At 76.4% G+C, this 9744-nt stretch carries 10 protein-coding genes; 6 read left to right on the top strand and 4 right to left on the bottom strand.

Annotation, left to right across the window (positions count from 1 at the left end; translation table 11 throughout):
- Positions 1-143: 143 nt before the first annotated feature.
- Together ACLIYP_RS27140 and ACLIYP_RS27135 are read right to left on the bottom strand one after the other, a co-directional pair.
- A complete protein-coding gene (locus tag ACLIYP_RS27140; protein ID WP_412715739.1) occupies positions 144-1460 on the bottom strand; it encodes a PH domain-containing protein in 1317 nt (438 codons plus the stop codon).
- Positions 1460-2011: a PH domain-containing protein gene (locus tag ACLIYP_RS27135; RefSeq protein WP_412715738.1), complete on the bottom strand. Its 552-nt coding sequence runs from the start codon at positions 2009-2011 to the stop codon at positions 1460-1462. Before ACLIYP_RS27135 ends, ACLIYP_RS27140 begins: the two co-directional genes overlap by 1 nt.
- 235 nt (positions 2012-2246) lie before the next feature.
- On the opposite strand from ACLIYP_RS27135, the gene ACLIYP_RS27130 reads away from it, so the two are divergent.
- The 4 genes from ACLIYP_RS27130 to ACLIYP_RS27115 all read left to right on the top strand — a co-directional run bounded on the left by ACLIYP_RS27130 (position 2247) and on the right by ACLIYP_RS27115 (position 6515).
- The gene (locus tag ACLIYP_RS27130; protein ID WP_412715740.1) at positions 2247-3341 is read left to right on the top strand and encodes an NADH-quinone oxidoreductase subunit D; all 1095 of its coding nucleotides are present in this window, start codon (positions 2247-2249) and stop codon (positions 3339-3341) included.
- 32 nt (positions 3342-3373) lie between these two features.
- Positions 3374-4423: an SAM-dependent methyltransferase gene (locus ACLIYP_RS27125; protein WP_412715737.1), complete on the top strand. Its 1050-nt coding sequence runs from the start codon at positions 3374-3376 to the stop codon at positions 4421-4423.
- 36 nt (positions 4424-4459) lie between these two features.
- A complete protein-coding gene (locus tag ACLIYP_RS27120) occupies positions 4460-5686 on the top strand; it encodes a sensor histidine kinase (protein WP_412715736.1) in 1227 nt (408 codons plus the stop codon).
- A gap of 142 nt (positions 5687-5828) precedes the next feature.
- Complete coding sequence (locus ACLIYP_RS27115; protein WP_412715735.1) at positions 5829-6515, top strand: response regulator; 687 nt, start codon at positions 5829-5831, stop codon at positions 6513-6515.
- A 43-nt stretch (positions 6516-6558) separates the two neighbouring features.
- Here ACLIYP_RS27115 and ACLIYP_RS27110 read toward each other — a convergent pair whose 3' ends face one another.
- Both ACLIYP_RS27110 and ACLIYP_RS27105 read right to left on the bottom strand, forming a co-directional pair.
- Positions 6559-7839: a threonine aldolase family protein gene (locus ACLIYP_RS27110; protein ID WP_412715734.1), complete on the bottom strand. Its 1281-nt coding sequence runs from the start codon at positions 7837-7839 to the stop codon at positions 6559-6561.
- A 74-nt stretch (positions 7840-7913) separates the two neighbouring features.
- The gene (locus ACLIYP_RS27105; protein WP_412715733.1) at positions 7914-9023 is read right to left on the bottom strand and encodes a DUF5937 family protein; all 1110 of its coding nucleotides are present in this window, start codon (positions 9021-9023) and stop codon (positions 7914-7916) included.
- A 99-nt stretch (positions 9024-9122) separates the two neighbouring features.
- Between ACLIYP_RS27105 and ACLIYP_RS27100 the strand changes: the two genes are divergently transcribed.
- The gene (locus ACLIYP_RS27100; protein ID WP_412715732.1) at positions 9123-9332 is read left to right on the top strand and encodes a hypothetical protein; all 210 of its coding nucleotides are present in this window, start codon (positions 9123-9125) and stop codon (positions 9330-9332) included.
- Positions 9333-9495: 163 nt separating this feature from the next.
- Positions 9496-9744: NAD(P)H-dependent oxidoreductase (locus ACLIYP_RS27095; RefSeq protein WP_412715731.1), on the top strand; the 249-nt coding region annotated here is incomplete at its 3' end.

The raw sequence follows: 9744 nt of genomic DNA, 5'->3' as shown, positions 1-9744 counted from the left end.
CCCCTCCCGCGGGCGGGGACGGCGGCGCGGGCGCCGGCGGTACGCCGCGGCACGTGGGCCCGGTCAGGGGCCTGCGCCGCGCCCGGCCCGCCTGATCCGGCCGCTCACCCGGCCGCCCGCCGTGCCGCCCCGCCCGGCCGGCTCTAGGTGAGCCAGCGCTCCGGCCGCGCCCTGCGGCGCCCGGTGCGGGAGCGCTCGGCCTGGGCGGCCACCACCGCACGGGCCTCCTCCACCGACCGCAGCCGGGCCGCCACCGTGCCGTTCGCCCCGTGGTCGACGTGGACGTCCGCCAGCTCGAAGGCCCGCTCCCAGGGGCCCTGGGTCAGGCGTACGCTCTGCACCTTCGCGTGCGGGACCAGCGACAGCGTGCGGCACAGCAGCCCCTTGCGGGAGGCGAACACCGTCTCGGTCACCCCGTGGCCGTATCCCCGCCACCACAGCGGGACGACCCAGCGGGCCCGGCGCGGCACCGGCGCCAGGGAAGCCGCCGCCTCGGCCGGGTCGACGCCGGGAAGCACCCGCGCCAGTACGCCCCGGGCCGTCTCACGGGTGGCGACCGGCAGCAGCAGGCCGCCCTCGTTGCCCCCGGCGGCCACGTCCAGTTCCACCCGCACCCAGCCGCGCCGCCGCCACAGCCACGGCTCGACGATCCGGACGGCCTGGACGCGGCCGGGCGGGACGGTGGCGTGGGCGCGGTCCAGCAGCCCGTGGTCCAGCCGCATCCCGTCCGGCGACTCGGCGACGACCCAGTCGAACTCGGTGAGGAAGCGCCCCACACCGCTGCGCCACACACCGCTGAGCAGCGGCACCGCCACCGCCAGGCCGGGCCAGAGACTGCCGCTCGCCCACCAGACCAGCGCGGGCACGGCCACCGCCGCGGCCAGCGTGCCCCAGACGCTGCCGAGCAGCAGCAGTGAGACGACCAGCATCCGCGTGCCGACCCGCACCAGCTCCCGGGCGGGCGCCTCGCCCGCCTCCGCCGCCGCCTCGGGCGCCATCCCCGCGGCCCGCGCCAGCAGCTCGGCGCGGAGCGCGACCGCCTCCCGCTCGCCCAGGAACGCCAGCTCGTCCTTCTTGGCCGTGCCGACCACGTCCAGCTTGAGCTTGGCCACGCCCGCGATGCGGGCCAGCAGGGGGCGCCCCACGTCGATCGCCTGGAGGCGGTCCAGCCGGATGTGGGCCACGCGCCGGAACAGCAGGCCCGTGCGGATGCGCAGCTCGGTCTCGGTGACGGTGTAGCTCGTCATCCACCAGGACAGGAAGCCGTACGCGGCCGCCGCGGGAAGCAGCAGCGCCAGGACCGCCAGCAGCCGGCCGGCCGTCAGGGACTCCACGCCCTGCCGGGCCCGCTCCGGGTCCTGCGCGGCGAAGGCGAACAGCGCCGCCAGCGGCGCCCACGCCCGCCGCCACGGGGTGACCGGGTGCAGCCGCCTGCCCTCCGGGCGCTGGAGCAGTGCCATCACAGCCCCGCCGAACGGGCCTCGCCCAGCTCGGTGAGCCGGTCGCGCAGCCGCTCGGCCTCCTCGGGGGCGAGTCCGGGTATGTGCGCGTCGGTCGTCGCCGCGGCGGTGTGCAACTGCACCCGGGCCAGCCCGAAGTGCCGCTCCAGCGGTCCTGAGGTGACCTCCACCAGCTGCATCCGGCCGTAGGGCACGACGGTCAGCCCGCGCCATATCACCCCGCGGGCGATCAGCAGGTCGTCGTCGCGCTCGGAGTACCGCCAGGAGGCCCAGTTGCGGGCGATCGCCCTCCATCCCCACAGCGCGACCGCCGCCGGCGCCGCGGCGAGGACGGCCCACCACGGACCGGCGGCCAGCCACAGGACCGGCCCCAGCACCGCGACGAGCGGCACGGACACGGCCGCCAGCAGCGTCCTGCGCATCCGCAGCAGCCCGCGTTCGACGCCGCGCCACCGCTCGGCGCCCTCGGGCTCCCCGGCCTGCCCGGTCCGCCCGGTCTGCCCGGTCCGGTCGGTCTCCCCGTCGGACGGCCCCCCTGTCAGCTGACTCATGGGACAAGGGTAGGCGGCGGTGGTGACGGTGCGTATCCACCGCGGGGAGGAGGGAGCGGGGCGGCGGAACCGAGGGGGAGGGAGGCACGGGGAGAGGGGCCGCCCTCCCGGCGGAGCTGCCAGACTGAGGACCATGAGCGATCCCGGTACCAACGCCGAGCCCGCCGCGTCCGCCGAGCGCCCCGGCGGCGCCGTGACCACCGTCGGCATCGGCGGTGCGGCGGAGAGCACCGACATGGTGCTCAACATCGGCCCCCAGCACCCCTCCACCCACGGCGTGCTGCGGCTGAGGCTCGTACTGGACGGCGAGCGGATCAGCGCGGCCGAGCCGGTGGTCGGCTACATGCACCGCGGTGCGGAGAAGCTGTTCGAGGCACGCGACTACCGGCAGATCATCGTCCTGGCCAACCGTCACGACTGGCTGTCGGCCTTCTCCAACGAACTCGGCGTCGTCATGGCCGTCGAGCGGATGCTGGGCATGGAGGTCCCCGAGCGGGCCGTGTGGGCGCGCACCCTGCTGGCGGAGCTGAACCGGGTCCTCAACCACCTGATGTTCCTCGGCTCCTATCCGCTGGAGCTGGGCGCCATCACGCCCGTGTTCCACGCCTTCACCGAGCGTGAGGACCTCCAGCGCGTCATGGAGGAGGTCTCCGGCGGGCGCATCCACTACATGTTCAACCGGGTCGGCGGACTCAAGGAGGACCTCCCGGCGGGCTGGCTCGGCCGCACCCGGCAGGCGGTGGCCGCCGTCCGCGCGAAGCTGGGCACCTACGACCGGCTCGTCCTCGGCAACGAGATCTTCCGCGGCCGCACCCGCGGCGTGGGCGTGCTCGCCCCCGAGACCGTCCACGCCTACGGCGTGAGCGGCCCCATCGCCCGCGCCTCCGGCGTGGACTTCGACCTGCGCCGCGACGAGCCCTACCTGGCGTACGGGGAGCTGGCGGACGTGCTGCGGGTCGTCACCCGCACCGAGGGGGACTGCCTGGCCCGCTTCGAGGTGCTGCTGGAGCAGACCCGCAACTCCCTCGACCTCGCCGACGCCTGCCTGGACCGCCTCGCCGGCCTGCCGCCCGGCCCGGTCAACCAGCGGCTGCCCAAGGTGCTCAAGGCCCCGGAGGGCGCCACCTACGCCTGGACGGAGAACCCGCTCGGCATCAACGGCTACTACCTGGTCTCCAAGGGCGAGAAGACCCCGTACCGGCTCAAGCTCCGCTCCGCCTCGTACAACAACGTCCAGGTGCTGTCCGAGCTGCTGCCGGGCACGCTGGTGGCCGACATGGTGGCGATCCTGGGGTCGATGTTCTTCGTCGTCGGCGACATCGACAAGTGACGGGCCCGGCGAGGGGGGCGGCGACGGGTCCGGTGAGGGGGCCGCGGCGCTGGCGGGAGGCGGCCGAGGAGGCGCTCTACGGCCCGGAGGGCTTCTTCACGCGCCACGCCCCCGCCGCCCACTTCCGCACCTCCGTGCACGCCTCACCGCTGTTCGCGGGCGCGGTGGCCGAGCTGCTGCGGCGCGTGGACGAGGTGCTGGGCCACCCCGGCGAACTGGCGCTGATCGACTACGGGGCCGGCCGCGGCGAGCTGCTGACCGGCGTGCTGGCGGAGCTGTCCGGGCAGCCCGGCTCGCTGGCCGCCAGGGTGCGCCCCCACGCCGTCGAACGCGCCCGGCGCCCCGACGGGCTCGACCCGGCCATCGCCTGGTCCGCCGACCCTCCGCGCGGCGTGAGCGGGCTGCTGTTCGCCAACGAGTGGCTGGACGACGTCCCCGTGGACATCGCCGAGACCGGCGTGGACGGCGTCCCCCGCCACGTCCTGGTGGACGCCGACGGCACCGAGCACCCGGGCGGGCCGGTGACCGGTGAGGACGCCCGGTGGCTGGCCCGCTGGTGGCCGCTGCCGCCCGAACCTGGGCTGCGCGCGGAGATCGGCCGCCCCCGCGACGCGGCCTGGGCGCGGGCGGTGTCCTGCCTGGAGCGCGGACTGGCCGTCGCCGTCGACTACGCCCACACCCGCTCCGCCCGCCCCCCGCTGGGCACCCTCACCGGCTACCGCGACGGCCGCGAGGTGCGGCCCGTCCCCGACGGCCGGTGCGATCTGACCGCCCATGTGGCCCTCGACGCGTGCGCGGCGGCGGCCGAACGCGCCGGCGCCCCGGTGACCGGCCCGGGACTGCCGCTCTCCCAGCGCGAGGCGCTGCACGCCCTGGGCGTGAGCGGTGCGCGGCCGCCGCTCGCCCTGGCGTCGAGCGACCCGGCCGGGTACGTGCGGCTCCTGGGCCGCGCGGGCGAGGCCGCCGAGCTGACCGATCCGGCGGGCCTGGGCGCCTTCACCTGGCTGCTCCAGCCCCGCGCCGCCCCGCTGCCTCCACCCTGGGGAGTACGCGGGGAGGCGGGGGATCGGCCGTCCGGTTGACCCCGGCGCGTGCCCGGTCTGCCTACGCTGGGTTATGTGTACCGGCTCTACGAGTTCCTGCGCAGGCATCCCACCCTGGTCGACGGGGCGTGGGCCGCCGTCCTGCTGGTGATGTCGGGCGTGTGGCTCGTCGGGATCATGACGCATCCGCCGTCGGCCGATTCGCTGGGGCAGGGGGAGGTGCAGCAGGCCGCCTCCGTCCCGATCGCCCTCGCGCTGTGCACCGTGGTGGCCCTGCGCCGCCGGGCGCCGGAGAAGATGCTGCTGCTGGCCACCGGGGCGGGGCTGGCGGAGGTGGTGACGGGCGCGTTCCCGGTGCCGGCCAACTTCGCCCTGCTGGTGATCGTCTTCACCAACGCCTCGCGCAACGTCCGCTGGGCCTCGCGCTTCGCCCTCGCCGGAGCCCTGACCGCGCCCGCCGTCCACACCCTGCGCTGGCCCAACGAGGGCCAGGGCACCGCCGCCGCGGTGCTGGGCACGGTCTTCCTCACCGCCACCTTCCTGCTGGCCTGGGTGCTGGGCGACTCGCTGCGCACCCGGCGCGCGTACTACGCGCAGCTGGAGGAGCGCGCCGCCCGCCTGGAGCGGGAGCGCGAGGCGCAGGCCAAGGTCGCCGTCGCCGCCGAGCGCGCCCGGATAGCGCGCGAGCTGCACGACGTGGTCGCGCACAACGTCTCGGTGATGGTCGTCCAGGCCGACGGCGCCGCCTACGTCATGGACACCGCGCCCGAACAGGCCCGGCAGGCGCTGGAGACCATCTCCGGCACCGGGCGCCAGGCGCTGTCGGAGATGCGCAGACTGCTGGGCGTGCTGCGCACCGGGGAGCACTCCGAGAGCGGCGAGTACGTGCCCCAGCCCGGTGTCGAGCAGCTCGCCGACCTCGTCGAGCAGGTGCGCGGCGCGGGCCTGACCGTGGACTTCCGCGTCGAGGGCACCCCCCGGCCGCTGCCCAGCAGCGTCGAGCTGACCGCGTACCGCATCGTGCAGGAGGCGCTGACCAACACCCGCAAGCACGGCGGCCCGGACGTCGGCGCGACGGTGCGGCTGACCTACGGCGCCGACGACCTGACCCTGCTGGCCGAGGACGACGGCCGCGGCGCGCAGCGCGAGCTGTACGAGGTCGGCGGGCTGGACGGCCTCGGCCAGGGGCTGATCGGGATGCGCGAGCGCGTCGGCATGGTCGGCGGCAGCCTGGACGCCGGGCCGCGGCCCGGCGGCGGCTTCCGGATCAGCGCGGTGCTGCCGCTGAAGAGCACCGGGTGAACGGCCCCGCGAGGACCGCGCCGCCCGCCGCCGCGCCCTCCTGCCCGATGACCCCGGTGCCCCTGATGACCCCGGTGCCCCCGATGCCCCCGATGACCCCGATGACCCCGATGACCCCGACGACACAGCCCCAGGGAAGACCATGACCGTCCGTGTGATGCTCGTCGACGACCAGGCGCTCCTGCGCACCGGCTTCCGCATGGTGCTGGACGCCCAGCCGGACATGGAGGTCGTCGCCGAGGCCGGGGACGGCGCCGAGGCGCTGGAGAAGCTCCGTGCCACGGCCGTGGACGTGGTGCTGATGGACGTGCGGATGCCCCGCCTCGACGGGGTCGAGGCCACCCGCCGCATCTGCGAGGGGGGCGAGGGCGGCCCAGGAAACCCCCGGGTGCTGATCCTGACCACCTTCGACCTCGACGAGTACGCCTTCTCCGCCCTGCGGGCCGGGGCCGGCGGCTTCCTCCTCAAGGACGTGCCGCCCGGCGAGCTGCTGGCCGCGATCCGCGCCGTCCACAGCGGCGACGCGGTGGTCGCCCCCTCCACCACCCGCCGCCTGATCGACCGCTTCGCCTCCCTGCTGCCCGCCGCGTCCGAACGGTCCGCCCCCAAGGAGCTGGAACGCCTGACGGACCGCGAGCGCGAGGTGCTGCTGCTGGTGGCCCAAGGGCTGTCGAACGGCGAGATCGCCCGGCGCCTGGTGCTCTCGGAGGCCACCGTCAAGACGCACGTGGGCCGCATCCTCGCCAAGCTGGAGCTGCGCGACCGGGTGCAGGCGGTGGTGCTGGCGTACGAGACGGGGCTGGTGCGGGCGGGCGGCGGGGGCGCCTGAGGGCCGGCGCTCCCGGAAGGTCCCGGGGCCGGGGGCCCGGACCTCAGACACCGCCGCCCGCACCCCGCTCCGGGACGCGGGCGAGGAAGCCGTACAGCGCGTCGCGTACGTCCTGCGGGCCCCAGCGCAGCCCCGGAGCGCCCACCGTCACCTCGGTCACGGCCGTCCCCGGCGGACCGGGCGCGCCCGGCGCGTCCCAGACTCGGAACAGCACCGTCCCGTCCTCCTCCGCCTGCCGCACCCCCGCCTCCGTCAGCCCGTCGGCGCCGTACGGCAGCCACACCTGGAACTGGTGGGTGTGCGGCTCGGCCGGATGGATCCGGAACCACGGCATCCCGGCCTCCGCCAGCCCCTCCCGCAGCGCCGCCGCGACCATCGCGGCGTGGGCGGCGTACCGGGGCAGCCGGGGCAGCTCCCGCTCCAGCCCCACCAGCGCGGACAGCGCGGCGGGCCACTGCTGGAAGACCTGCCCGCCGTAGCGGTGCCGCCAGGCGCGCGCCTCCGCCACGAAGTCCGCGGGACCGGCCAGGGCGGCGCCCGAGAGGCCGCCGAGGGACTTGTAGAAGGACACGTACACGCTGTCGGCCAGAGCGGCGATCTCGGGGAGCGTGCGCCCGAAGTGCGCGGTGCACTCCCACAGCCGCGCGCCGTCGAAGTGCACCACCGCGTCCCGCTCCCGCGCGGCCTCGGTCACCGCCACCAGCTCGTCCCACGTCGGCAGCACGAAACCGGCGTCGCGCAGCGGGAGTTCGAGCATCAGCGCGCCGAAGGGCTCCTCCAGCTCCCGCACCTCCTCGGCGGTGGGCGGGCGCGGCTCGGTGGTGGGGTGCACGGTGCCCAGCCCGCTCAGCCGCCCCAGCGCGCCCCGCTCGTGGCGCTCGGGGTGCGCCATCGGGTGCAGGGCGACGACCGGGTTGCCGGTACGGCCCGCCCAGCAGCGCAGGGCGACCTGCTGGGCCATGGTGCCGGTGGGGAAGAAAGCGGCGGCCTCGCAGCCCAGCGCGGCTGCGGTGCGCTCCTCCAGGCGGGCGACGATCCCGTCGCCGTAGATGTCGGGGCTGCCGTCCAGGTCGTACACCTCGGAGCCCTCCTCCGCCAGCCGGGCCAGCCGCCCGGCGAGCGTGCCGTCCACCGGGCCGTCGGACAGCTTCCGCCGCGCCGCGGTCCACGCCGCGAGCCTGCGGGCCCGCTCGGCCTCGGCGTTCCCTGCCTCGGCGTTCCCTGCCTCGGCGTTCCCGGCACCGGTGTCCCCGGCACCGGAGCCCCCTGCCCCGGTGTCCTCGCGCGCTTCCCCTGCTTCCCCGGTTGCCTCGTCAGCGGTCATGCGCCCGATGATCCCCCACCGCGCGGGCCCGGCGCCGGTCTTTTCCCGCCGGTCCCCGCCGGTCCGGTGGGGCCTCAGCGCAGCACCGCCTCCAGGAAGTCGCTGCCCAGCCGCGCCACGACGGTGACGTCCAGGCGGTGCTGCACGTACCGCCCGTGCCTGCGCGTCGTCAGCAGCCCCGCCTCCCGCAGCGCCTTCAGGTGCCGGGAGACCTCCGGCGCGGTGATCCCCAGCCCGTTCGCCAGCTCACCGGTGGTGTACGGGGCGCGGGCCAGGCTGCGGCACAGCCGGATCCGCACCGGGTGGGCCAGGGCCTCCAGACGGCGCTCCATCACCTCCACCGACCCCGGGCCCGCGCGCAGTTCGCCCGAGGCGACCGGGTACTCGATCACCGGCCGCCAGCCCGGGGCGTGCAGCACCAGCAGATGGGGCCAGCCGAAGGCGGTGGGCACCATGGTCATCCCCGGCCCGACGGCCGGGTCCACCGCCGTCGTCCTGCCCTGCGCCAGCTTGTCGACGACCACGCGCCGCCCGCCGCCGTCCTCCTCCACGGTGATCGCGGACGACGCGGCGGCCAGCGCCTCGGCCAGCCCCCTGCGCCGCAGCAGGTCCGTCTTGTGCCGGGCGTCGGCGGTGAGCTGTCCGCGCACCCGCTGCCAGGTGTCGGCGAAGAACGCCCGGTCGCAGTCCTCCAGCAGCCGCCGTATCCAGACCCGTACCGCGGGCGGGTCCGCCAGCAGGTGCCGCACGAACTCCAGTTGCTTGGGCCCGCGCGCCGCGGCCCGCTCCAGGGCCCGCCGCCGGGCCCCCTCGTCGACCAGCGGCGAGGGACCCTCGCCGCTGTAGTCGGCGGAGCAGTTGATCTCCAGCGCGGCCCGGACGTACCGCTCGTCGTCCAGCCGGTCCACGGAGTCCAGCTCCTCGGCGAGCGTGGCGCCGGGCCGGGGACCGCCGGGCAGCAGGATGTCGGAGCGGATGGAACGCCACAGGATGTCCGCGTCGGAGAGCCGCCCGGCGAGGTCCGGTCCGAGCCCGGCGAGCGTCGTGGTCGTCCAGCCGTGCAGCCCGGGGTGGTGCGAGGGCTCGGAGAGGGCGTGCAGGGCGGCGCTCAGCTCCGCCAGCGGGGAGGGGGAGAAGACGACGTGCTCCTCGGGCAGGCCGGTGATGTCGATGACCAGGCTCATGGGGCCATCCTGCCCGCCGCCGGCCGCGCCCCCGCCGCCGTTTGACGGCCGTGGTCAATCGGCGTGCCCGGTCGCCGCGGGCGGGCGCAGCGTGGGGGCATGAGCTTCCAAGCCGAGTACGCACTCGCCCAGTACCGGGCCGCCCGGCACGGGCAGGAGCCGCCGCCCCTGCCGGGCCTGGCAGACCCGCACGCAGGCCGGGAGTTCCGGGCCGCCCTCCTGGACTCCCGGCCGGCTCCCCGCCCCGCCGTACCGCTCCTCGCGCGTCTGCGCCGGGCGCTGCCGGCCCGGCGGCGGGAGCCCTGCTGACCGGTCGGCCGCCCGCCCGGCGGGGCCCCGGGCCCCGCGCCGGCCCGTCCCGCGCCCGTCCCGCCCGGCGGGCGGGCAGAACGGGGAGCCGGCGAGTCCGCGTAGCATGGCAGCAATCGTCCGGTACCGGGTCCTGCGGACTGGAACGGAAGGCCGAGCCCACGTGAACCAACCTCCCTCCGGCGCCGCCGGGGACCGTCCCGCGCGCCTGACCGTCGGCGTCGTCGGCGCGGGCCGCGTCGGCCCCGCCCTGGCCGCGGCGGTCGGGGCAGTCACCGGGGCCGACGGCCTGCACGCGGTCACCCCGGTCGTCACCGCCTCCTACAGCGGTCTGTTCACGTCCTTCTTCGACGTCGTCGACACCACCGCGCTGCACGGCAAGCCGGTCCTGATGGCCGCCCCCCGCGGCACC

This window comes from Streptomyces nanhaiensis (assembly GCF_046614825.1).
Lineage (GTDB): Bacteria > Actinomycetota > Actinomycetes > Streptomycetales > Streptomycetaceae > Streptomyces > Streptomyces radiopugnans.
The sequence above is the reverse complement of the archived record's forward strand: the minus strand, read 5'-3'. Positions and strand labels throughout refer to the sequence as shown.

What these genes read in the sequence shown, in the direction of transcription:
- ACLIYP_RS27140 (WP_412715739.1), bottom strand. Translation starts at nt 1,460, where the DNA reads ATGGCACTGCTCCAGCGCCCGGAGGGCAGGCGGCTGCACCCGGTCACC.
- ACLIYP_RS27135 (WP_412715738.1), bottom strand. Translation starts at nt 2,011, where the DNA reads ATGAGTCAGCTGACAGGGGGGCCGTCCGACGGGGAGACCGACCGGACC.
- ACLIYP_RS27130 (WP_412715740.1), top strand. Translation starts at nt 2,247, where the DNA reads ATGGTGCTCAACATCGGCCCCCAGCACCCCTCCACCCACGGCGTGCTG.
- ACLIYP_RS27115 (WP_412715735.1), top strand. Translation starts at nt 5,829, where the DNA reads ATGACCGTCCGTGTGATGCTCGTCGACGACCAGGCGCTCCTGCGCACC.
- ACLIYP_RS27110 (WP_412715734.1), bottom strand. Translation starts at nt 7,839, where the DNA reads ATGACCGCTGACGAGGCAACCGGGGAAGCAGGGGAAGCGCGCGAGGAC.
- ACLIYP_RS27105 (WP_412715733.1), bottom strand. Translation starts at nt 9,023, where the DNA reads ATGAGCCTGGTCATCGACATCACCGGCCTGCCCGAGGAGCACGTCGTC.
- ACLIYP_RS27100 (WP_412715732.1), top strand. Translation starts at nt 9,123, where the DNA reads ATGAGCTTCCAAGCCGAGTACGCACTCGCCCAGTACCGGGCCGCCCGG.